We start from the raw sequence: 21,844 nt of genomic DNA on the forward strand, positions 1-21,844 counted from the left end.
GTCCGGATCAGATCGAGGCTCGCCTCGATCTTGTCGAGCAGCGCCGAGAGCTACTTGCGCTGCTGCGCCCTCTCCGGTTTGAGCCTCGGCCGATAACTTCCGGCCGCACCACTTCTTCGTACGTGTTCAGACTTCGAGACGAGCCGCCGGCAGGCGCGATGTCACCGCGTGACGGCAGGATCGCCGCAAGCAACGATATCGCGGGGAGATGTTCGCGCCGCTGGCTCCGGCGGGGAGAATATCGCCAGATATCCTGTGTCTCCTGCGAGCTGATAGGCAGCGACCTCCCGATAGCCGACGGCGGTCAATTCGCAGCGCAACAGCGCGATCGGCGTGCCATGCTTCGATGTCGGAAGTTCGAGATCGACAATGCCGACCCTCGCACCCTGCTTCAAGGCGGGCGCGAGATTGTAGAGGAAGGCATAGGGCTGGGTGATCTCGTGATACATGTGCACGAGGATTGCGGCATCCAGCGAGGACGCGGGCAGGCGCGGGTCGTGTGGTTCGCCGAGCGCGAATTGCACGTTCGTCAGCTTCATAAGCTCTGTTCGCCTTGCCAGTTCGACGAGGTAGTCCCGCGTGACGTCCTGGGCAATGACAGAGCCGGCGGGTCCGACGAGGCGCGAGAGCCTGACCGTGTGGTAGCCGCTGCCTGCTCCGATGTCGCCGACCGTCATGCCCGGTTTCAGTTCGAGGGCGCGTGCGATCTGGCCGGCCTCATTGAGGGCGTCGCGGCGCTCTTCGGCGGCGCGGCGTGGGCTGACGATCCGTGCAACGGGGCGCTGCGGTGAGGGAAACTCGCTTGCAGCGATTCCGGGCGAAGCCAGATAACCAATGTCAGCGGCGTAGGCGCGCGCTGCGGCAAATGCCACAAGGAGCGTCGCGAAATAAGCCAGTGCCTTCACGAGCCCACCAAGCTTTCTCAACCGGCTGAGGCGTCTGCGCCTCTACGCGTACGCGCACTAATACGCCTGCTTGGCGTCGGCCTCTTCGCTGGTCTGGATCAGGTCGAGGCTTTGCTCGATCTTGCCTAGCAGGGTCGAGAGCTGCTTGCGTTCCTGCGCCGACAGGCAGGCGAGGATCTCGTCCTCCCGCCGGAGCAATTGCGGGAACAGTTCTTCGTAGAGCGCACGGCCCTTCCTGGTCAGTTGCAGGCGAAATTCGCGGCGGTCGGCCTCGTTCTCGACCCGCTCGATCAGGCCGTCTTGCAAGAGCGTGGTCACCGCGCGGCTGATGGTCGACTTATGCGTGCGGGTGCATTGCGAGATAAATTGCGCGCTGCAGGCATCGTTGCGGAAGCCGAGCGTGGCAATCACGCGCCAGGCCGGAATGTCGAGGCCGTGACGTTCCTGATATTCCACCGCGAGCGCGGAGCTGACCTCCGCGGCAAGCCGGTTGAGGCGGAACGGCACGAACTTGAACAGATCGAGCCGGGATCTCGGCCGTGGGGAAGCCTCGCCTGCTTCTCTCGTCTTCAGCGCGATGTCGCTTGATGTCCTCGCCAAGGAGAGCGCTCCGAATTCCAGTTGACGGCCGGCCGGCTCCGGTCCAAAATAGTTGCACGTGAGACTATCTAGCAGATCAGTCCTGTCCTGACCAGAGCCGAGGTTCGTGTATGGCGCCGGCCAATACGCAAAAGGCCAAGACCCAGTTCGGCTATCGCCGCCACCCCGACCAGGATCGTCCCAGCCAAAGTCCGGCCGAGCATCCCGTCGTGATCGTCGGTGCTGGCCCGGTCGGGCTGTCGCTCGCCATTGATCTTGCGCAGCGCGGCCAGCGCGTCGTTCTTCTGGACGATGCCGACCGCATCGGCGAAGGCTCGCGCGCGATCTGCTTCTCGAAGCGTTCGCTGGAATATTGGGACCGGCTTGGCGTCGCCGACCGGATGGTCGACAAGGGCGTGGTGTGGAGCGTCGGCCGCATCTTTCATGGCGAGTCCCAGCTCTATCAGTTCAACCTGTTGCCGGAGGACGGCCACAAGCGGCCGGCCTTCATCAACCTTCAGCAATATTACGCCGAGGCTTATCTGGTCGATCGCATCAGCGATCTGCCTGCGATCGACCTGCGCTGGCGCAACAAGGTGAGCGCGCTCGAGCAGCGCAATGATTCTGCCTTGCTGACGATCGAGACGCCTGAAGGCACGTATCGCCTGCAGGCGCGATATGTCGTCGCCTGCGATGGTGCGCGCTCCTCGCTGCGGCAGATGGTTGGTGCCGAGTTCGCCGGACAGGTGTTCGAGGACCAGTTCCTGATCGCCGACGTCAAGATGACCGCGGAATTCCCGACCGAGCGCTGGTTCTGGTTCGATCCGCCGTTCCATGCCGGCCGCTCGGCGCTGCTGCACCGGCAGCCCGACGATGTCTGGCGCATCGATCTCCAGCTCAATCGCTACGCCGATCCTGTCGTCGAGAAGAAGCCTGAGAACGTGCGGCCGCGGATCGCGCGCATGCTCGGCCACGACAAGTTCGAGTTCGAATGGATCTCGCTCTACAAATTCCAGTGCCGGCGGATGGACCGCTTCATTCATGGCCGCGTGATCTTTGCCGGTGATTCCGCACATCAGGTCTCGCCCTTTGGCGCGCGCGGCGCGAATTCCGGACTTGAAGACGCCGAGAATCTTTCCTGGAAGCTCGATCGTGTGCTGCGTGGTGTTTCGCCGGCGAGCCTGCTCGAGAGCTATCATATCGAGCGCAGCCTGGCGGCCGACGAGAACATCCGCGAATCCACCCGCTCGACCGATTTCATGGCGCCGAACTCGCATCAGGAAGCGCGGCTGCGCAAGGCGGTGCTGGCGCTGGCCAAGGAGACCGAGTTCGGCAAGCGCATGGTCAATGGCGGCCGGCTCTCGGTGCCGTGCAGCTACGACTCGCCGCTGTCATCGCCGGATGTGGATGCGTGGGCCGGTGGACCTCGTCCCGGCTGTTCCATGCTCGATGCACCCATTGCGACGCGCGCGGGCGAGAAGGCCTATCTGACGGATGCGTTCCGGAAAGGTGGAACGGACTTCGCCTTGCTGTCGTTCAGCAATGGCGCAGCGTTCGATGCGCCCGCCGGCGTCAAGGACATCCGCATCGGCGGGGTGGGCGGATTGGCCGATCCCGCGGGCCTCGTCGCCAGCCGCTATGACGCCGCGCCTGAAACGGCCTATCTGCTCAGGCCCGATGGCTATGTCGCGGCACGCTTCCGCCATCCGACGCGCGCTGGCGTAGCGGCGGCATTGTCGCGGGCTCAAGGCTTGAATTGAGGTTTGGCATGCCGCTATCAACCAGCTCCAACTTCGCGCGGCCTGACGATGCCTTTCGCGCCATCGTCGAAGCGCATCGCGGCCTCACCGAAGAGCAGAGCGCGGATTTCGACGCGGCGCTGGTGCTGATCCTCGCCAACCATATCGGCGACATCGACGTGCTGCGGGAAGCGCTGGTGTTGGCGAAACGCCGCATGATCGATGGCCAGCACCAGCAACAGCAACAACAATAACTTCGTAAGGATGAATTGATGGCGAAGAACTTCGCATCCACCGGCGATCTCGCCGAAAAGAAGATCACCTTCTCCGAGATCGGCGCCGATCTCTATGCCTTCACCGCCGAGGGTGACCCCAACACGGCTGTGATCGTCGGCGACGACGGCTGCCTGGTGTTCGACGCGCAGGCGACTCCGGCGATGGCGAACAAGGTGATCGAACGCGTGCGCAAGGTGACCGACAAGCCGATCAAATATGTCGTGCTGTCGCACTATCACGCCGTGCGCGTGCTCGGCGCCTCCGCCTATCACGCGCAGGGCATCGTCGCCTCGCAGGAGACCTATCGGCTGATCGAGGAGCGCGGCCAGCAGGATTGGGATTCCGAATACGGCCGCTTCCCACGCCTGTTCCAGGACGCGGCCAGCATTCCCGGCCTGACCTGGCCGACGCTGACCTTCGAAGGCGAGATGTCGATCTATCTCGGCAAGCGCGAGGTGCGGCTGATGCAGCTCGGGGCCGGCCATACCTCCGGCGACATCGTCGCCTGGGTGCCGGATGCCGAGGTGATGTTCTCCGGCGACCTTATCGAATATCACTCGGCCTGCTATTGCGGCGATGCGCATTTGCGCGAATGGCCGCTGACGCTGAACGAGATCCGCAACTTCAATCCCAAGGCGATTGCGCCCGGCCGCGGCGATGCGCTGAAGGGCACCGCCACCGTGCGCGAAGCCATCGCGATGACGCGCGATTTCGTCACCTCGCTCTATGGCGCCGCCGAGATCTCGGTCGCCAAGGGCCGCACGCTGAAGGAGACGATGGCGGCGACGCGCGAGGTGATGGATCCGAAATTTTCCAGCTTCGCCATCTACGAGCACTGCCTGCCGTTCAATGTGTCGCGCGCCTATGATGAAGCATCCGGGATCGACGATCCCGTGATCTGGACCGACAAGCGCGACCAGGAAATGTGGGCCGCCCTGCAAGGAGGAGGATAGTCATGAACATCAATACCTCGCCTGATCAGATCGTCCGCAGCTCGGCGCAGGTGACGCCGGGCTACATGTCCGGGTTCGGCAACAGTTTTGAGACCGAGGCGCTGCCGGGCGCGTTGCCGATCGGGCGCAATTCGCCGCAGCGCTGCGCCTACGGGCTCTACGCCGAGCAGCTTTCGGGCTCACCCTTCACCGCGCCGCGCGGCAGCAATGAGCGGTCCTGGCTCTATCGCATCCGCCCCTCGGTGAAGCATTCCGGCCGCTTCGAAAAGGTCGACGCCGGCCTGTGGCGCTCGGCGCCGTGCCATGAATACGATCTGCCGATCGCGCAATTGCGCTGGGATCCGACGCCGCTGCCGAAGGAGGAGGTCACCTTCCTCCAGGGCGTGCAGACCATGACCACGGCCGGCGACGTCGATACGCAGGCCGGCATGGCCGCGCATGTCTATCTCATCACCAAGTCGATGGTGGACCAGCACTTCTATAATGCCGACGGCGAGCTGATGTTCGTGCTCCAGCAGGGAAACCTGCGCCTCGTCACCGAGTTCGGCCGCATCGATGCCGAGCCCGGCGAGATCGTGGTGATACCCCGCGGCGTCAAATTCCGCGTCGAGATTCCGAACGGTCCTGCGCGCGGCTATCTCTGCGAAAACTACGGCGGCGCGTTCACGCTGCCGGAGCGCGGGCCGATCGGCGCCAATTGCCTCGCCAATGCGCGCGACTTCCTCACGCCGGTCGCAAATTACGAGGACAAGGAGACGCCGACCGAGCTTTACGTGAAATGGGGCGGCTCGCTGTTCAAGACGCAGCTCGCCCATTCGCCGATCGACGTCGTCGCCTGGCACGGCAATTACGCGCCGTACAAATACGATCTGCGCGCCTTCTCGCCGGTCGGCGCGATCAGCTTCGATCATCCCGATCCCTCGATCTTCACGGTGCTGACCTCGCCATCGGAGACCGCGGGCACCGCGAACATCGATTTCGTCATCTTCCCGGAGCGCTGGATGGTCGCCGACAACACCTTCCGTCCGCCCTGGTATCACATGAACATCATGAGCGAGTTCATGGGCCTGATCTACGGCATCTACGACGCCAAGCCGCAGGGCTTCGTCCCCGGCGGCATGAGCCTGCACAATTGCATGCTGCCGCACGGCCCCGATCGCGACGCCTTCGAGCACGCCAGCAATGGCGAGCTGAAACCGGTGAAGCTCACCGGCACGATGGCGTTCATGTTCGAGACCCGCTACCCGCAGCGCGTCACGGCCCATGCCGCGAAGTCGTCGACCCTCCAGGACGATTACGCCGATTGCTGGAAGGGCCTGGAAAAGCGGTTCGATCCGAATAGGCCGTAAGTTTTGTTGTTCGTCATCGCCGGGCTTGACCCGGCGATCCATCCCTCCCTGAAATGATGGATGCCCGGGTCAAGCCCGGGCATGACGATTTTCCGATTGGAGAATTCGCGTGCCCCACCCCAATGACCCCACCCTCCGCTCCTTCATCGAAATCGATCCCACCTCCGACTTCCCGATCCAGAACCTGCCCTATGGCGTGTTCTCGACCGCTGGCAATCCAACGCCGCGCGTTGGCGTCGCCATCGGCGATTACGTGCTCGACCTCTGGGAGCTCGAGCAGGATTCGGGGCTCGATGTCGGAGCGCTTGGCGTCTTCTCCGGACCCTCGCTCAATGCATTTATGGCGCTGGGACCAAGGATCTGGACGAAGACTCGCGCGCGCATCAGCGAGCTGCTCCGTCACGATCATCCGGAGTTGCGCGACAACGAGGAGCTGCGCAGCCGAGCGCTGGTGCCGATGCGCGAGGCAAAGCTGCATCTGCCTTTCGCGGTCTCCGGCTACACCGATTTCTATTCCTCGAAGGAGCACGCCACCAATGTCGGCGTGATGTTCCGCGGCAAGGACAATGCACTGCAGCCGAACTGGCTGTACATGCCGATCGCTTATAATGGCCGCGCCTCCACCGTGGTGGTGTCAGGCACCAGGGTGAAGCGGCCGCGCGGGCAGTTGAAGCCGCCGAACGTGGAGGTGCCGAGCTTCGCACCCTGCAAGCGGCTCGATTTCGAGCTGGAAATGGGCGTCGTGATCGGCCAGCCGTCTCCGATGGGCGGCATGCTGACCGAGAGTCAGGCCGAGGAGATGATCTTTGGCTTCGTGCTGCTCAACGACTGGAGCGCGCGCGATATCCAGCAATGGGAATACGTGCCGCTCGGGCCGTTCCTGGCGAAAGCGTTTGCGACCTCGATCAGCCCTTGGGTGGTGACGCGCGAGGCGCTGGAGCCGTTCCGGCTGAAGGGGCCGGAGCAGCAACCGGTGCCGCTGGATTATCTCAAGCAGGTGAGGCCGCAGAACTACGATATCGCGCTCGACGTCTCCTTGCGCGCGGCAGGCAGCAATGCGCCGGCGAGCATCAGCCGCACCAGTTTCAAATACATGTACTGGTCCTCGGTGCAGCAATTGATGCACCACGCCTCCGGCGGTTGCGCGATGAATGTCGGCGATCTCCTCGGCAGCGGCACCATCTCGGGCCCGGAGAAGAACCAGCGCGGCAGCCTTCTGGAGATCAGCTGGAACGGTACCGAGCCGGTGGAATTGCCCGGCGGCGCCAGGCGCGCGTTCCTGGAAGATGGCGACAGCCTCGTGATGCGCGGCTGGTGCCAGGGCAACGGCTATCGCATCGGTTTCGGTGAGGTCGAGGGGACGATTTTGCCGGCGGAATAGCCGCGCGTTCGGTCCCATAGGGTGGGCAAAGCGAAGCGTGCCCACCGCAAGCATATGGTGGGCACGGCGCAAGAGCGCCTTTGCCCACCCTACGAGACCTACCGTTTCTCCGGCGGCAAGTTGCGCACCCGCGCGCAATGCGCCGCGACGTCCTCCAGGCTGTACTTCAAATGCACCCGCTTGTCTGATGGCGCCTGCTTGCTCGTGCAGACGCCCGGCCGCCATTCCTGGGTGGGGCGGATCGGGCGTGGGGCAAAGCCGCCGCCGCAGTTCGGACAGACGTTGAACAGCTTTGTCTCGACGCAATCCGCGCAAAATGTGCATTCATAGGAGCAGATCCGCGCGTCGGTGGCTGATGGCGGCAGGTCGCGGTCGCAATATTCGCAGTTCGGTCGCAGCTGAAGGGCCATGGCTAAAGTCTCCCGGATCGGTCTCGATCATCGCAGACTGCGCGGGCAGCGCGAATGGCGTAGTTCCCTCGATTTCAGCCAGCCTTCAAATCCTTCAGCGGCAGCTTTGAGCTCTCTTTCAGCCGGTCGAGCACGATCGAGGAGCGCACATGCGCCACGCTCTGGTGCGGCATCAGGACGTCATTGACGAGATTGGAGAGGCCCTTGAGGTCGCGCAGCACGGCTTTCAGCACGTAATCGGCATCGCCCGTGAGCGAATAGGCCTCCTGGATCTCGTCGATCCGGTTCACCAGCGCGCGGAAGCGCTTGGAATTATCAGGCGAGTGGGTCGCAAGCCCGACCTGGATGAAGGCGATCACGCCGAAGCCGAGCGCCTCGCTGGAGAGGTCGGCGTGATAGCCCGCGATCACCTTCTCCTCTTCCAGCCGCATCCGCCGCCGCGAGCATTGCGAGGCCGAGAGGCCGGCCAGCTCGGCGAGCTCCTGGTTGGTGAGGCGGCCGTCATCCTGGAGCGCGCCCAGGATCTTGAGGTCGAAGGCATCCACCGGGATCATGCGTCATTTGTCCAGTTCATGCACGGATCGTGCATAAGGTAGCGAAAACGCGTCCCGTTTGCACGCTCATTGCGCGCCCCATGAAGGATAGTTCTACCCAGCAGCAATTGGGAGAACCGCAATGGGTCCGTTTCCGCACGATGCACCGCCGGCCACGATCACATCAGACAATCCGATGGGCACCGACGGGTTCGAGTTCGTCGAATATGCACATCCCGATCCCGAGCAGCTGCACGATCTGTTCAAGCTGATGGGCTATGCGCCGGTCGCGCGCCACAAGACCAGGAAGATCACCGTCTATCGCCAGGGCGACATCAACTATCTCGTCAATGAGGAGCCCGGCACCCACGGTTACGAGTTCGTGGCCGCCCACGGCCCCTGCGCGCCGTCGATGGCGTTTCGCGTGGTCGATGCCAAGGCGGCCTATGACCGCGCGATAGCGCTCGGCGCCGAGCCGGCCGGCGTGACATCGGCGCAGAAGACGCTGGATGTGCCCGCGATCAAGGGCATTGGCGGCAGCCTGCTTTATTTCGTCGATCGCTACGGCGCCAAGGGCTCGGCCTATGATGCCGAGTTCGAATGGCTGGGTGCGCGCGATCCGCGGCCCCATGGTGCCGGCCTGTTCTATCTCGATCACCTCACCCATAACGTCCATCGCGGCCGCATGGATGTCTGGGCCGGCTTCTACGAAAAACTGTTCAACTTCCGCCAGATCCGCTTCTTCGACATCGAGGGCCGCGCCTCCGGCCTGTTCTCGCGCGCTCTGACCAGCCCGGACGGCAAGATCCGGATTCCGATCAACGAGGACGCCGGCGATTCCGGCCAGATCGAGGAATATCTGAAGACTTATCGCGGCGAAGGCATCCAGCACATCGCCTGCGGTTGCCGCGACATCTACAAAACCATCGAAGGCCTGCGCGAAGCCGGCCTGCCCTTCATGCCGTCGCCGCCCGCGACCTATTTCGAGCGGATCGATGCGCGTCTGCCGAAGCACGGTGAGGACGTCGCGCGCTTGCAGAAGAACGGCATCCTGATCGACGGCGAAGGCGTGGTCGACGGCGGCCAGACCAAGGTGCTGCTGCAGATCTTCTCGGCCAACGCGATCGGCCCGATCTTCTTCGAGTTCATCCAGCGCAAGGGCGACGACGGCTTTGGCGAAGGCAATTTCAAGGCCCTGTTCGAGTCGATCGAGGAAGATCAGATCCGCCGCGGCGTGCTGAAGGTGGGGAACGCGGCGTAGACTGCCGCTGTCAGGCACGCTGCCGTAGGGTGGGCAAAGCGAAGCGTGCCCACCACTTTCTCGAATTGCGGAAGGACGTGGGCACGGCGCTACGCGCCTTTGCCCACCCTACGGATTCCCGCGCTTGGGCTACTTCGCTGCCTTCCACGCCCTCGTCACCGCCCCGATCTCCGCTACCTCCGGCTCGCGCACCGCCGACGGCGTACGCGAGAAGCGCGGCGCGGGCGCCGGCTGTTTCACGCCATGGCGCTCGATGAAGACGTTGCGGGCGACCATGTGCGGATGCGCGGTTGCTTCCGACATGGTCAGCACAGGCGCAAAGCAGATGTCGGTGCCTTCCATGATCTTGCACCAGTCCTCGCGCGTCTTGCTCTTGAACACGGCTTTCAGCTTCTCCTTCAGCGCGGGCCAGGCCTTGGGGTCCATCTGCGCGTCGAAATCGGCATCGTTGAGGCCCGCATGCTGGCGCAGCAGCGCGTAGAATTGCGGCTCGATCGAGCCGATCGAGACGAAATGGCCGCAGGCGCATTCATAGACGCCGTAGAAGTGCGCGCCGCCGTCGAGGAAATTGCGGTTGCGGCCTTCGGTCCAGCGTCCCAGTGTCTTCATGTCGAAGAAGAACGACATCAGCGAGGCCGCGCCATCGCACATCGCGGCGTCGACCACCTGGCCCTTGCCGGATCTTGATGCTTCCAGCAGTGCGGCGAGCACGCCGACCACGAGATAGAGCGCGCCGCCGCCGAAATCGCCGACCAGGTTGAGCGGCGGCACCGGCGCCTCGTCAGTGCCGATCGCGGCGAGCGCGCCGGTGATCGAGATGTAGTTGATGTCGTGGCCGGCCGCGTTCGCCAGCGGGCCTTCCTGGCCCCAGCCGGTCATGCGGCCGTAGACGAGCCTTGGATTGCGCGCGAGCACGATGTCAGGACCGAGCCCGAGCCGCTCCATCACGCCAGGACGAAACCCTTCGACCAGCGCGTCGGCGCTGGCAAGCAGGTCGAGCACCTCAGCGATCGCCGCCTTGTTCTTGAGGTCGAGCTCGATCAGCTTGCGGCCGCGCCCCGCCACCGACTTCATGCTCTTCTTGGCGCCGACGCGGTCGAGCGTGACGATTTCGGCGCCCATGTCGGCCAGCATCATGCAGGCGAACGGGCCGGGTCCGATGCCGGCGAATTCGACGATGCGGAAGCCCGCGAGCGGGCCGGTGGCGCGGACGGATGAGCTGGGAGCTGGTTTGTCGAGCACGTTGTTGTTTCCTCGGGTCACGGGCCAATGCCGGTGATCCGGCAAACGCCTCCGACGTTGCTCTTGGTGGCGAGTTAATCGGCTGATTAACTTTTCTCGCCTTCCCGCCAGCGAGGCAAGCGGTTTTCATTCCGCATGGGCAAAATAAAACGGCGCGCACGGAAGTGCGCGCCGCGGAAAATTTGTGTCGAGACGCTGGCGCGGGATTGTCAGCCCGCGGCAGTCACCGCGCGCTGCGCCATCACCTTGACGAGGTTGGCGCGGTACTCCGCCGTGCCATGGATGTCGGCCAGCAGCCCGCTCGCGGGAATGCTGACGCTGTCGATCGCCGACGGCGACCAATTCGCCTTCAGCGCGGACTCGATCGCGCCAACCCGCATCACGCCGCTTTGCGAGGCGCCGGTCGCGGCGACGCGGATCTCGCCCGCCTTCGTCTGTGCGACGAAGACGGCGGTCAGCGCGAAGCGCGAGGCGGGATGCCGCATCTTGGCATAGCCTGCTTTGGCCGGAACCGGGAACGACACGGCGGTGATGATCTCGCCGTCTTCAAGCGCGGTCGTGAACAGGCCCTTGAAGAAGTCCTCCGCCGCGATCGACCGCTTGTTGGTCTTCACGGTGGCGCCGAGCGCGAGCAGGGCGGCCGGGTAATCCGCGGCCGGATCGTTGTTGGCGATCGAGCCGCCGATCGTGCCGCGATAGCGCACCGCGGGGTCGCCGATCTGCGAGGCCAGATAGGCGAGCGCGGGGATCGCCTTCTTGGCGGCCTCGCTGGTCGCCACGTCGTAATGCGGCGTGGCGGCCTTGATGGTCAGGGTGTCGCCCGAGGCCTCGACGCCGATCAATTCCTTGATCCTGGCGACGTCGATGACATCGGAAGGCCCCGCGAGGCGCTGCTTCATGACAGGCAGCAGCGTCTGGCCGCCGGCAAGGAATTTCGCCTCGCTGCTCTTGCCGAACAGGCTGGCGGCCTCATCCACCGAGGAAGCGCGATGATAGGTTGTCTGATACATCTTCGGTCCTCCCTCTTAAGCCGAATGGATCGTGCGCCACACCCGATCAGGGGTTGCGGGCATTTCCAGGTTGTTCTTGCCGATCGCATCCGTGATCGCGTTGATCACGGCCGCGGAGGCGCCGATCGCTCCGGCCTCACCGCAACCCTTGATGCCCAGCGGATTGCCCGGGCACAGCGTCGTGGTGTGGGAGAGGTTGAAGGAGGGCACATCGTCGGCACGCGGCATGGCGTAGTCCATGAACGAGGCCGTGACCGGCTGGCCGTTGGCATCGTACATGGCGTGTTCGAGCAAGGCCTGCCCGATGCCTTGAACCAGGCCACCATGGACCTGGCCCTCGACGATCATCGGGTTGATCAGCCGGCCGAAATCGTCGGCCGCGACGAAGTTGATGAAAGAGGTCTTGCCCGTACCGGGATCGACCTCGAGCTCGCAGATATAGGCGCCGGCCGGGAAGGTGAAGTTGGAGGGGTCGTAGAAGGCGCTTTCCTTCAGGCCCGGCTCCATCCCGTCAGGCAGATTGTGCGCGGTGTAGGCCGCGAGCGCGACCATCGGCAGCGCGATCGCCTTGTCGGTGCCTGTCACCTTGAATTCGCCGTTCTCGATGACGATGTCGGCTTCCGATGCCTCCAGCGCATGCGCGGCGATCTTCTTGGCCTTGGCTTCCATCTTCTCCATGGCCTTCAGGATCGCGGTGAGACCGACGGCCGCGGAACGCGAGCCATAGGTGCCCATGCCGAACTGCACCTTGTCGGTATCGCCGTGGACGATCGAGACCTGGCTGATGGGAATGCCGAGGCGGTCGGCGACGAGCTGGCAGAATGTCGTCTCGTGGCCCTGGCCGTGGCTGTGCGAGCCGGTCAGGATCTCGATGGTGCCGACCGGGTTGACGCGCACCTCGGCCGATTCCCACAGGCCGACGCCGGCGCCAAGGCTGCCGACCGCCTTTGACGGCGCGATGCCGCAGGCCTCGATGTAGCAGGACAGGCCGATGCCGCGCAGCTTGCCGTCGGCTTTCGCCTTGGCCTTGCGCGCGGGGAAGCCGGCATAGTCGATCGCCTTCATCGCGGCGTCGAGCGAGGCGTTGAAGTCGCCGGTGTCATAGGCCATGATCACGGGCGTCTGGTGCGGGAACTGGGTGATGAAGTTGTGCTTGCGCAGCGCCGCCGGATCGACGTTCAGCTGCCGCGCCGCCGTCTCCATCATGCGCTCGACCAGATAGCTGGCCTCGGGACGGCCCGCGCCGCGATAGGCGTCGACCGGCGTGGTGTTGGTGTAGACGCCGATCACCTCGGCATGGATCTGCGGGATGTTGTACTGGCCCGACAGCAGCGTCGCGTAGAGATAGGTCGGCACGGCTGACGAGAACAGCGACATGTAGGCGCCGAAATTGGCGTAGGTCTTCACCTTCAAGCCGGTGATCTTGTTGTTGGCGTCGAACGCCATCTCGGCATGGGTGACGTGGTCGCGGCCATGCGCGTCGGTGAGGAAGGCCTCGGTGCGGTCGCTGGTCCACTTCACGGGGCGGCCGGTCTTCTTGGAGGCCCAGAGCGCCACCATCTCTTCCGGATAGATGTAGATCTTGGAGCCGAAGCCGCCGCCGACGTCCGGCGCGATGACGCGCAGCTTGTGCTCGGGCGCAATGTTGTAGAACGCGGACAGCACGAGCCGGGCGACATGCGGGTTCTGCGATGTCGTATAGAGCGTGAAATGCTCCTCCGCGGCGTCGTAGCTGGCGACCGCCGAGCGCGGCTCCATCGGGTTCGGCGCCAGGCGATTGTTGGTGAGGTCCATCTTCACCACATTCGCGGCCTTGGCGAAGGCCGCATCCGTCGCGGCCTCGTCACCGATCACCCAGTCATAGACCTGGTTGCCGGGCGCCTCGGGGTGGAGCTGCGGCGCGCCGGCCTTGATGGCGGCACGGACGTCGGCGACGACAGGGAGTTCCTCGTAATCGACGACGACGGCTTCCGCCGCGTCGCGCGCGAGGTTCTTGCTGTCGGCGATCACGACCGCGACGGCCTGGCCGACGAAGCGCACCGTCTCCGGCGCCATCGCCGGCCATGCGCCCATCTTCATCGGGCTGCCGTCCTTCGAGGTGATGGCCCAGCCGCAGATGAGGTTGCCGACCTTGTCGTCGACGAGCTCTTGTCCGGTGAGAACGGCAACCACGCCCGGCAGCTTCAGCGCGGCGGACGAGTCGATCTTCTTCACCTTGGCGTGCGCGTGCGGGCTGCGGATGAAATGGGCATAGGTCATGCCCAGCAATTTGATGTCGTCGACGTACCGGCCCTTGCCGGTGATGAAACGCTTGTCTTCCTTGCGCACGACGCGCGCGCCGATGCCTTCAACACCCATGTCTGGTCCTCCCGACCGGAATTGCTGTGCCTGCGCTTTCCACCGAAAGCTGCAGTGGTGATTGTTCGTTCGAGGCGGGCCCTTACTCGGCCGCCTGCGAGACCTTCATGCGTCCGGCCGCATCCAGCACGGCTTGCACGATGTTGTGGTAGCCGGTGCAGCGGCAGATATTGCCTTCGAGCTCCTGACGGACCGTGCTCTCGTCAAGCTGGCCACCATGGCGTTGCACGATGTCGATCGCCGACATGATCATGCCCGGCGTGCAATAGCCGCATTGCAGGCCGTGATTGTCGCGGAAGGCGGCCTGCATCGGGTGCAGCTCGTCGCCCTTGGCGATGCCTTCGATGGTGGTGACATTGGTGCCGTCGGCCTGGCCGGCGAGCATGGTGCAGGACTTCACTGCACGGCCGTCCATGTGGACGACACAGGCGCCGCATTGGCTGGTGTCGCAGCCGACATGGGTGCCGGTGAGGTTGAGATGGTCGCGCAAGAGATGGACCAGCAGCGTGCGGTCCTCGACATCGACGGCAACGGCCTTGCCGTTCACCGTCAGTTTGACTGTAGACACGTGATACCTCCCGAATGTTTGTCATTATTCCAATTAGAGACAGCGCGAACGGAACTTTGCAACTGGGATTTTGCTCACCGCGCGTCATGGAAAGGTCATTGTGACGGCTGCCGCAGGCGCGCGATTCGGCCACGATGTTCCGTGCCGGCGCCATCGGTGCGCGGCCGCGCAAGAAGCTGTCGAACGATGTTCGCTTCGTCGGCGGCCTGTGCGCGGGCCGCACCTGCTTCGAAACGCCGGCCTTTGACGTCGAGCCCCTCGCGCCTCGTTTCTCCCTTTGCTGGCTTGTTCGTTGCGCGAATAGGAGCACGCGCCCATGCCGTTGTAACCGCGATCTTGGTAGTAGGCGGTCGGGATCTAAGCCATTGATTTTGTTCGCTGCGATGCAGCGAACGGCTGCCTGCGAGCTGCACCAGCCGGGACGCCCGATGATTGAGTCCGCTCGCGTCATTTCGGAGCCCGAGCGGAGCGAGGGAATCCGGAATCCATTGAGCGGCAGAGTTGGTGGATCCATGGATTCCGGGTTCGCGACTTCGTCGCGCCCCGGAATGACACCTGATGAATGAGCCGCAGCAAAAGCACTCCTAGTACTTCCTGGCGATTGATTGCGCACGCGCGCACCCCTAGTCGAGCTGTACAGCAACAGCAAAGGGGTGGAAGCGATGCAGATGAACGACAGTCAGCGTATCCCGGCGTCGAAGGCCAATGTGTGGGCCGCGCTCAACGATCCCGACATTCTCAGGCGCTGCATTCCAGGTTGCCAATCGCTCGAGATGGCGTCGCCGACGGAGATGGTCGCGACCGTGGTGCTGAAGGTCGGCCCGGTGAAGGCGACGTTCAGCGGCAAGGTGACGCTGACCGATATCGATGCGCCCAATGGCTACCGCATTATCGGCGAAGGCGCCGGCGGCGTCGCCGGCTTTGCCAAGGGCGGCGCGAAGGTCAGGCTGGAAGAGGAATCTCCCGGCATCACCATCCTGCACTACGAGGCCGAGGCGCAGATCGGCGGCAAGCTCGCGCAGCTCGGTTCGCGGCTGATCGATTCGACGTCGCGCAAGCTCGCCGCGAACTTCTTCGAAAGTTTTGCATCTGTGGTAGCGCCATCATCGTGATTGACGCGCGATGCTGCCCCAATTCGAGGGTGCCGTAGGGTAGGCAAAGCGACTGTCCGCCATAGCTCGAAGAGCGACGGCGGAAGCGTGCCCACGATCTCCTCATGATCGAGCGAGGTGGTGGGCACGGCGCGCGAGAAGCGCGCCTTTGCCCACCCTACCGCTCAATCGTCGTCCCGGATCTGCGCGTCGCTTCGCTCCGCTTGTCCGGGACGACGGTTAAGTCCGGTGATTTGCAAAAATTCCAACGTCCATTTCGGAGCTGTAAAATAAGGGCAAGACGCAAGCGTCGACAACGAGATGGGCGACGAACGCGCCAGTGATTTCGCACTACTACCTTCCGCCCATACTCAGCGCGAACAGGCGATGTTGTAATTCCGGTCGATGGTGCCGCAGACAAACTGCGCATCACGAGCGCCCAACGCGGCGCACACAACAACATCGGAGGGAATACATGACCTTTGCAACAAAGGGCTTCTTGGCCGGCATTTCGATGATTGCGATGCTGGCCGCCGCGACGCCAGGCGCTCGCGCCAACGACTCCCTGATCAAGGCGCAGTCCGATTCCAACCAGTGGGCCGTTGCCGGTCACGATTACGGAAACACGCGCTTCAGCCCACTCAAGCAGATCAACACCGAGAACGCAGGCAAGCTGACGCTCGCCTATTCGTTCTCGCTGGCCTCGCTACGCTCGAACGAATCCTCACCGATCGTGATCGGCAACACGCTCTACGTCTCGAGCTCGTGGGGTCCGAAATACGTCTACGCGCTCGATGCGGCGACCGGGCAGCGCAAATGGACCTACGAGCCCGACATTCCCGATGATGTGCTGCAATATGCCTGCTGCGACGTGAACAGCCGCGGCGTCTCGTATGCCGACGGCAAGATCTTCGTCGGCCGTCTCGACGGCAAGCTGACGGCGCTCGATGCGGCGACCGGCAAAACGCTCTGGACCTCGAAGGTGGTCGATTACAAGCAGGGCTCTGTCATTACGTCGCCGCCGCTCGTCGTGCGCGACAAGGTGATCACCGGTTTCGGCGGCGGCGAATATGGCGTGCGCGGGTCGCTCCAGGCCTTCGACATCAACACCGGCAAGCAGGTCTGGCAGACCTACACCGTGCCGAACCCGGATGAGCCCGGCGGCGACAGCTGGAAGGGCGATTCCGCCCAGCATGGCGGCGGCGCCGCCTGGCTGGTCGGCTCCTACGATGCCAAGACCGACACGGTCTATTGGGGCACCAGCAATCCCGGTCCATGGAACACCGGGGTGCGCTCGACGGGCGATGGCAATTTCGGCAAGCTGACCAACCTCTACACCGCCTCGACGCTGGCGCTCGATCCCAACACCGGCAAGATCAAGTGGCACATCCAGACCACCCCGGCGGATGCCTGGGACTATGACGGCGTCAACGAAGCCGTGCTCGCGGATCTGAAGATCGGCGGCAGCACCGTCCCGGCGTTGATGAAGGCGGATCGCAACGGCTTCTTCTTCGTCGCCAACCGCGAGACCGGCAAGGTGCTGTCGGCGGAGAAGTACGTCTTCACCAGCTGGGCGCAGAAGTGGGATACCGCCACGTTGCGCGCGGTCGAGGATCCCGACAAGCGTCCGGGCCCGGGCCATCCCGCCAAGGACATCTGTCCGAATCTCGTCGGCGGCAAGAACTGGCAGCCGATGTCGTTCAACCCCGAGACCGGCCTCGTCTACATCCCGTCCAACAATGTCTGCATGGACTGGTCGGTCGGCGATGTCGCCTACAAGCGCGGCGTGTTCTATCTCGGCGCCGAATTCCCGACCAAGGAAGGCCCCGGCGGCTTCCTCGGCGAGCTCATGGCCTGGGATCCGGTGGCGCAGAAGAAGGTCTGGTCGATCAAGGAAGACCTGCCGTTCAATGGCGGCACCCTGACCACCGGCGGCGGCCTCGTGTTCGCCGGCAACATCCATGGCGACTTCCGTGCCATCGACGCAAAATCCGGCAAGGTGCTGTGGAGCAAGAATCTCGGCTCCGGCATCGGCGCCGGTCCGGTGACCTACCAGGTCGACGGCAAGCAATACGTCGCCATCGTTGTCGGCCGCACGGCTGCGCTGCCCGCGTTCCTGGGCGAGGTGGGCAAGAAGATGACGGCCGCAGCTCCCGAGGGCGGTTCGCTCTTCGTGTTCTCCGTCCAGTGACCACTCGCGCGCGTATCTTTCAGAGGTGACGGGATACGCGCGCGCTTTTTCCAGGCGATCGTTGCGGCATCGGCTGATGGCGCGTGCCGCAGCGCTGGAGCATGATCCGGAAAAGTGCGCAGCGGTTTTCCGAAAAGATCATGCCCAAAAATAACTGAAAGCGCGATGACGTCGCGCTTGACCCAACAAATCTCAACTGCGGGAGATGAGGATGCGTCCGAATCATCTTGGAAGTGGCAAGAAGCCAAACCGTAGCATTGCAAACCGTAGCATTGCAGGGCTCGTCGCGTGGGCGGCCGCGTCCGCAATGATCGCCCCCATCGCAACGGCTCACGCCGATGAAGCACAGCCGTTCCGTCTCTGCGCTGATCCGACCAATCTTCCCTTCTCCAGCGATAGTCCGTCGCAGCCGGGCTTCTATGTCGAGATCGGGCAGGCCCTGGCGCAGGCGCTCGGCCGGCCGATCGCCTATGACTGGTACAAATCCTATTTCGGCAAGCGCACCGTGCGCGTCACGCTGCTCGGGAGGCAATGCGACGCCATGATCGGGCTGCCGCGCTCCGAGGACTTCATGGGACCGGCCGTGATCTTCTCGAGTCCGTTCGCGAAGGAAGGCTATGCCCTCGTGGCCGCGAAGGGGAAGGCCATCGGCGGCATCGACGGCCTCAGGGGCAAGCGGGTCGCCGTGCAGTTCGCCACCACGCCGCAAAACCTGCTCGCGAGCCGTGACGACGTTGAGATGGTGACCGTGCTGTCACCGGAGGAGGGCATGCAGGCGCTGGACCAGGGCAAGGCGGACATCGCCTTCATCTGGGGGCCGGTTGCCGGCTGGCTGAACAAGACCAGCTACCATGATCGCTACCAGATCGAGCTCACCGCGGGCGAAGGCCTGTCATGGGATGCGGCCATCGGCTTCGCCAAGACCTCCACCGAGCTTCGTGATCGCGTCGATGCGATCTTGCCACAGCTGCAACGGACGATCGGCGAGCTCGCGGTGAAATATGGCTTGCCGGGCGGCGAGCCGGTTCGCTTCGGCGCGGGCCAGGCGGAGCCTGCGGGAACAACGACGGGCATGGCAGGCGGAGCCCGGACCGCAGTTCAAGTGACCGAGATCGCCAAGGTCGCCGCGACCGAGGTCAAGGGCGATGCGGCTGCGCCCGCGGCCGAGGCCGTCGGTGCGGGCAAGGAAATCTTCAATGGAACTTGCGCGCATTGTCACGGTCCCGATGCGATCCAGAGCGAGCGGAAGATCGACCTGCGGCTGCTCCGTCACCGCTACGGCGACGACATGCGCGAAACATACTGGACGACCGTGCATGAAGGACGCCCGAGCAAGGGCATGCCGGCCTGGAAGGAGGTCTTCACCGACGACCAGTTCGACAACATTTATTCCTTCCTGCTGACGGTCCAGTCCGAATCCGACGACTGAACGATCTTGACCAGACGCGATCGGGAGGATGTGCTAGCTTCCGTCCGGCATCATCCTGGCGCCGGACGGGTGCCGCATCGATGTGTCGCTTCCACTCTCGCGGTGGATGCCTGTGCGGCGCGATCTCATGCAGGCGAGTCTTGGGAAGGCGCCATGACCAGCTTCCTGATCATCGACGATCATCCGCTGTTTCGCGAAGCGCTCGGCAATGCGGTGCGGCTGGCCTTGCCGGAGGCGCGGATCTTCGAGGCGATGTCGATCGAGGATGCGCTGCATATCCTGCTCGCCGAGCGGGGCATCGACCTCGCTCTGCTCGATCTCTCGCTGCCGGACGCGACGGGCTTTTCCGGCTTTCTGCGTTTGCGCGAGGCTTATCCGCGCCTGCCCGTCGCCATCGTGTCGAGCGAGGAGGATCAGCACATCGTTCGCGAGGCGTTGGCGCTGGGAGCGGCCGGCTATCTGCCGAAATCGACGTCGAAGCGAGAGCTCGCGCAATCGATCGAGGGCGTGCTCAGCGGGTCGGTGTCGGTGCCGAAGGATTTCGTGGCGGCGCCGCGGCTGCGCCGGGCCGATGCCAGCAAGGCGCTCGAGGTCAAGTTGCGCGAGCTCACGCCGCAGCAGCTTCGCGTGCTTGATCTGTTGCGTCGCGGCCTCCCGAACCGGCAGATCGCGCAGGAGCTTGCGCTCGCCGAGTCCACGGTGAAGGCGCACATCACCGAGATCCTGCGCAAGCTCGGCCTGTTCAGCCGCAACAAGGCGGTCATCGAGATCGGCAAGATGGAGCTGCCAGATCCCAAGGGACGTCCTCATGCGCGCCTCGATCGCGGGAAGCCGCAATGACCCGCGGTGTCGTTCTTGACCTGGATCAATTCGGCCCGCCCCTTCTGAGTCATTCTCGATCCATTGAATTCAACGTCGGCCCGGGCGACGTCCCGGGCCGGATCTTCAGCAAGATTTTCAGAGTGGCTCACGCGTGATGCGATTTCTGATTGTCGAAGACCATCCGTTGTTTTGCGAAGCGCTCGAAGGTGCGCTTCAGATGGTCGTGCCTGCGGCCGAGATCTTTCAGGCGACATCGATCGACGGTGCACTCGAGCTGTTGGCCTCGACCCCGGAGCTCGACCTCATCCTGCTTGATCTGTCGATACCGGGCACGACAGGCCTTTCGGGCATCATCCGCATCCGCAAGGCGTTTCCCAAAATTCCCGTCGTGATCGTGTCCGGGCATCAGGATCCGCAGATCATGTCCGGCGCCTTGTCGCTTGGCGTGTCCGGCTACATCCTCAAATCATCGTCCAAGCAAGATCTGTCGCAGTCGATCGGCGAGGTGCTGCGCGGCTCGGTCTGTGTGCCCGCCGCCTATCGCGCGCTGGTCCGCCCGCAGCGCGCCTCCGGCCCCGCGCAGGATCTGATCAAGCGCCTGCACGAGCTGACGCCGCAGCAATTGCGCGTGCTGGAGATGCTCAAGCGCGGCCTGCAGAACAAGCAGATCGCCTTTGAGCTGAAGATCTCGGAGACCACGGTGAAGGTCCACGTCTCCGACATCCTGCGCAAGCTCAACGTGCTCAGTCGCACCAAGGCCATCGTCGAAATGTCGAGGATCGATTTCGCGACCCTGGCAGCCGAGGAGACCGCGACGGCGCGCGAGCGGGTCCGGCCGGATCAGCCGTGACGGGATTGTCTGCCGCCTTGTCGCGCCGGGTTGGTCTCCTAAAGCGTGATGAAATTGGGTTTGGTCGGCGGTCGGTGGTTCACCTCTCCCTTCGGAAGAGGTGATTCGAGTTCCTGGCGCGCATCGATTCGTCCCGATCCATCACACTTTAATGCAAGGCAACCGCGCGCGACGAGAGGAGCAACCGGTCACCGCACATTCGCGTGGCGGTACATGCGCTCGAGAGCTTCGCTTGATCCTTGCAGCAATCCAGGAACCAGTGTCGTCCCGCCGGAGATCTGCGGTGATCCGAGACGCCGCATCGGCCAGCCGGCCCGGTTGAGACCGTGTTCCGTTCTGAGATCGGTCATCAACACGATCGATTGTGCATTCAGGTTCCACATCGTCTCGATCATTGCCGCGAACAGGACGTATGCTACGCGACTGAGTCCATTGCGATCGAAGTCCGAAGCACATTTGCTAGCTATGCAAAAGCGCGAGCTCTCCAGGATGGTGGGGCCGCTCGGGATCTGATCGGGCCCAAGACGTGTCGCGAACGTATCGCGCAGCATGGTCGGACCGGTGGTTGGCAACAGTCGTACGCAGCCGACGAGGTCTTCTTCCGACATGACGAGCAAGTAGGTCGGCTTGAGCATATCGTAGATGTCGAATTCGACATCGCCGCTGACTTGTGTGTCGTAATGGCGATTGGCGAGAACCCGACGCCGCAACTCGAACATCTTGGTCAGCAGATCAAGATGGTGCCCAGCCAGCGTGTGATCGATAGCGACAGCGTACATAGACAATGATTCTCAACTATCCGCTCGGAAGGACAGAAAACGGAAGCGAGGCCTCCTGATGGCTTATGAGAGCGGGTCGCGGCGCTGAGCAACGTCGCTTTCGGGAGCAATCGCTGTC

Annotated in this window: 20 protein-coding genes; 11 read left to right on the forward strand and 9 right to left on the reverse strand. The window is 63.7% G+C overall.

Annotation, left to right across the window (positions count from 1 at the left end; genetic code table 11):
* Positions 1–161: 161 nt before the first annotated feature.
* Positions 162–905: a methyltransferase domain-containing protein gene (locus tag HYH07_RS29630; RefSeq protein ID WP_220005781.1), complete on the reverse strand. Its 744-nt coding sequence runs from the start codon at positions 903–905 to the stop codon at positions 162–164.
* 57 nt (positions 906–962) lie between these two features.
* On the reverse strand, positions 963–1,505 hold the full coding sequence (locus tag HYH07_RS29635; RefSeq protein ID WP_220005782.1) for a MarR family winged helix-turn-helix transcriptional regulator: 543 nt from the start codon (positions 1,503–1,505) through the stop codon (positions 963–965).
* Positions 1,506–1,615: 110 nt separating this feature from the next.
* Between HYH07_RS29635 and HYH07_RS29640 the strand changes: the two genes are divergently transcribed.
* The 5 genes from HYH07_RS29640 to fahA all read left to right on the forward strand — a co-directional run bounded on the left by HYH07_RS29640 (position 1,616) and on the right by fahA (position 7,182).
* Positions 1,616–3,244: an FAD-dependent oxidoreductase gene (locus tag HYH07_RS29640; RefSeq protein WP_220005783.1), complete on the forward strand. Its 1,629-nt coding sequence runs from the start codon at positions 1,616–1,618 to the stop codon at positions 3,242–3,244.
* 8 nt (positions 3,245–3,252) lie between these two features.
* Entirely contained in the window at positions 3,253–3,477 is a 225-nt protein-coding gene (locus HYH07_RS29645; protein ID WP_220005784.1) for a DUF2783 domain-containing protein, read from the forward strand.
* Positions 3,478–3,495: 18 nt separating this feature from the next.
* Positions 3,496–4,452, forward strand: coding sequence for an MBL fold metallo-hydrolase (locus HYH07_RS29650; RefSeq protein ID WP_220005785.1), 957 nt, complete (start codon positions 3,496–3,498; stop codon positions 4,450–4,452).
* 2 nt (positions 4,453–4,454) lie between these two features.
* The gene (hmgA, locus tag HYH07_RS29655) at positions 4,455–5,801 is read left to right on the forward strand and encodes a homogentisate 1,2-dioxygenase (protein ID WP_220005786.1); all 1,347 of its coding nucleotides are present in this window, start codon (positions 4,455–4,457) and stop codon (positions 5,799–5,801) included.
* Positions 5,802–5,910: 109 nt separating this feature from the next.
* Positions 5,911–7,182, forward strand: coding sequence for a fumarylacetoacetase (gene fahA / locus HYH07_RS29660; protein WP_220005787.1), 1,272 nt, complete (start codon positions 5,911–5,913; stop codon positions 7,180–7,182).
* A 98-nt stretch (positions 7,183–7,280) separates the two neighbouring features.
* Here the strand turns inward: fahA and HYH07_RS29665 are convergent, their stop codons facing one another.
* Together HYH07_RS29665 and HYH07_RS29670 are read right to left on the reverse strand one after the other, a co-directional pair.
* Positions 7,281–7,592: a DUF1272 domain-containing protein gene (locus HYH07_RS29665; protein WP_220005788.1), complete on the reverse strand. Its 312-nt coding sequence runs from the start codon at positions 7,590–7,592 to the stop codon at positions 7,281–7,283.
* Between the two features lie 74 nt (positions 7,593–7,666).
* Positions 7,667–8,146, reverse strand: coding sequence for an Lrp/AsnC family transcriptional regulator (locus HYH07_RS29670; protein ID WP_220005789.1), 480 nt, complete (start codon positions 8,144–8,146; stop codon positions 7,667–7,669).
* Positions 8,147–8,267: 121 nt separating this feature from the next.
* Here HYH07_RS29670 and hppD point away from each other — a divergent pair, with 121 nt between their 5' ends.
* On the forward strand, positions 8,268–9,386 hold the full coding sequence (gene hppD, locus HYH07_RS29675) for a 4-hydroxyphenylpyruvate dioxygenase (protein ID WP_220005790.1): 1,119 nt from the start codon (positions 8,268–8,270) through the stop codon (positions 9,384–9,386).
* A 129-nt stretch (positions 9,387–9,515) separates the two neighbouring features.
* Here the strand turns inward: hppD and HYH07_RS29680 are convergent, their stop codons facing one another.
* The 4 genes from HYH07_RS29680 to HYH07_RS29695 form a co-directional block, all read right to left on the reverse strand.
* Positions 9,516–10,628, reverse strand: a complete 1,113-nt coding sequence (locus tag HYH07_RS29680) for a CaiB/BaiF CoA-transferase family protein (RefSeq protein WP_220005791.1) — start codon at positions 10,626–10,628, stop codon at positions 9,516–9,518.
* Positions 10,629–10,837: 209 nt separating this feature from the next.
* Positions 10,838–11,638, reverse strand: coding sequence for a xanthine dehydrogenase family protein subunit M (locus HYH07_RS29685; RefSeq protein WP_220005792.1), 801 nt, complete (start codon positions 11,636–11,638; stop codon positions 10,838–10,840).
* A 15-nt stretch (positions 11,639–11,653) separates the two neighbouring features.
* Positions 11,654–13,996, reverse strand: coding sequence for a xanthine dehydrogenase family protein molybdopterin-binding subunit (locus HYH07_RS29690; protein ID WP_220005793.1), 2,343 nt, complete (start codon positions 13,994–13,996; stop codon positions 11,654–11,656).
* Positions 13,997–14,078: 82 nt separating this feature from the next.
* Positions 14,079–14,564 carry a (2Fe-2S)-binding protein gene (locus tag HYH07_RS29695; protein WP_220005794.1) on the reverse strand — a complete coding sequence of 162 codons (486 nt, stop codon included), beginning with the start codon at positions 14,562–14,564 and terminating at the stop codon, positions 14,079–14,081.
* A 662-nt stretch (positions 14,565–15,226) separates the two neighbouring features.
* Here HYH07_RS29695 and HYH07_RS29700 point away from each other — a divergent pair.
* The 5 genes from HYH07_RS29700 (at position 15,227) to HYH07_RS29720 (ending at position 20,947) form a co-directional block, all read left to right on the forward strand.
* Positions 15,227–15,676, forward strand: coding sequence for a carbon monoxide dehydrogenase subunit G (locus HYH07_RS29700; RefSeq protein ID WP_220005795.1), 450 nt, complete (start codon positions 15,227–15,229; stop codon positions 15,674–15,676).
* Between the two features lie 454 nt (positions 15,677–16,130).
* Complete coding sequence (locus HYH07_RS29705; protein WP_228749826.1) at positions 16,131–17,846, forward strand: PQQ-dependent methanol/ethanol family dehydrogenase; 1,716 nt, start codon at positions 16,131–16,133, stop codon at positions 17,844–17,846.
* A gap of 307 nt (positions 17,847–18,153) precedes the next feature.
* A complete protein-coding gene (locus tag HYH07_RS29710; RefSeq protein WP_228749827.1) occupies positions 18,154–19,275 on the forward strand; it encodes a c-type cytochrome in 1,122 nt (373 codons plus the stop codon).
* 153 nt (positions 19,276–19,428) lie between these two features.
* Positions 19,429–20,115: a response regulator transcription factor gene (locus tag HYH07_RS29715; protein WP_220005797.1), complete on the forward strand. Its 687-nt coding sequence runs from the start codon at positions 19,429–19,431 to the stop codon at positions 20,113–20,115.
* A 136-nt stretch (positions 20,116–20,251) separates the two neighbouring features.
* Positions 20,252–20,947, forward strand: coding sequence for a response regulator transcription factor (locus HYH07_RS29720; protein ID WP_220005798.1), 696 nt, complete (start codon positions 20,252–20,254; stop codon positions 20,945–20,947).
* 188 nt (positions 20,948–21,135) lie between these two features.
* Here HYH07_RS29720 and HYH07_RS29725 read toward each other — a convergent pair whose 3' ends face one another.
* A complete protein-coding gene (locus tag HYH07_RS29725; RefSeq protein ID WP_220005799.1) occupies positions 21,136–21,726 on the reverse strand; it encodes an acyl-homoserine-lactone synthase in 591 nt (196 codons plus the stop codon).
* Positions 21,727–21,844 lie beyond the last annotated feature (118 nt).

This window comes from Bradyrhizobium sp. BR 10261 (assembly GCF_019455395.1).
Classification (GTDB): Bacteria; Pseudomonadota; Alphaproteobacteria; order Rhizobiales; family Xanthobacteraceae; genus Bradyrhizobium; species Bradyrhizobium manausense.

What these genes read in the sequence shown, in the direction of transcription:
- HYH07_RS29640 (WP_220005783.1), top strand. Translation starts at nt 1,616, where the DNA reads ATGGCGCCGGCCAATACGCAAAAGGCCAAGACCCAGTTCGGCTATCGC.
- HYH07_RS29645 (WP_220005784.1), top strand. Translation starts at nt 3,253, where the DNA reads ATGCCGCTATCAACCAGCTCCAACTTCGCGCGGCCTGACGATGCCTTT.
- HYH07_RS29650 (WP_220005785.1), top strand. Translation starts at nt 3,496, where the DNA reads ATGGCGAAGAACTTCGCATCCACCGGCGATCTCGCCGAAAAGAAGATC.
- hmgA (WP_220005786.1), top strand. Translation starts at nt 4,455, where the DNA reads ATGAACATCAATACCTCGCCTGATCAGATCGTCCGCAGCTCGGCGCAG.
- HYH07_RS29665 (WP_220005788.1), bottom strand. Translation starts at nt 7,592, where the DNA reads ATGGCCCTTCAGCTGCGACCGAACTGCGAATATTGCGACCGCGACCTG.
- HYH07_RS29670 (WP_220005789.1), bottom strand. Translation starts at nt 8,146, where the DNA reads ATGATCCCGGTGGATGCCTTCGACCTCAAGATCCTGGGCGCGCTCCAG.
- hppD (WP_220005790.1), top strand. Translation starts at nt 8,268, where the DNA reads ATGGGTCCGTTTCCGCACGATGCACCGCCGGCCACGATCACATCAGAC.
- HYH07_RS29685 (WP_220005792.1), bottom strand. Translation starts at nt 11,638, where the DNA reads ATGTATCAGACAACCTATCATCGCGCTTCCTCGGTGGATGAGGCCGCC.
- HYH07_RS29690 (WP_220005793.1), bottom strand. Translation starts at nt 13,996, where the DNA reads ATGGGTGTTGAAGGCATCGGCGCGCGCGTCGTGCGCAAGGAAGACAAG.
- HYH07_RS29700 (WP_220005795.1), top strand. Translation starts at nt 15,227, where the DNA reads ATGCAGATGAACGACAGTCAGCGTATCCCGGCGTCGAAGGCCAATGTG.
- HYH07_RS29705 (WP_228749826.1), top strand. Translation starts at nt 16,131, where the DNA reads ATGACCTTTGCAACAAAGGGCTTCTTGGCCGGCATTTCGATGATTGCG.
- HYH07_RS29710 (WP_228749827.1), top strand. Translation starts at nt 18,154, where the DNA reads ATGATCGCCCCCATCGCAACGGCTCACGCCGATGAAGCACAGCCGTTC.
- HYH07_RS29715 (WP_220005797.1), top strand. Translation starts at nt 19,429, where the DNA reads ATGACCAGCTTCCTGATCATCGACGATCATCCGCTGTTTCGCGAAGCG.
- HYH07_RS29720 (WP_220005798.1), top strand. Translation starts at nt 20,252, where the DNA reads ATGCGATTTCTGATTGTCGAAGACCATCCGTTGTTTTGCGAAGCGCTC.
- HYH07_RS29725 (WP_220005799.1), bottom strand. Translation starts at nt 21,726, where the DNA reads ATGTACGCTGTCGCTATCGATCACACGCTGGCTGGGCACCATCTTGAT.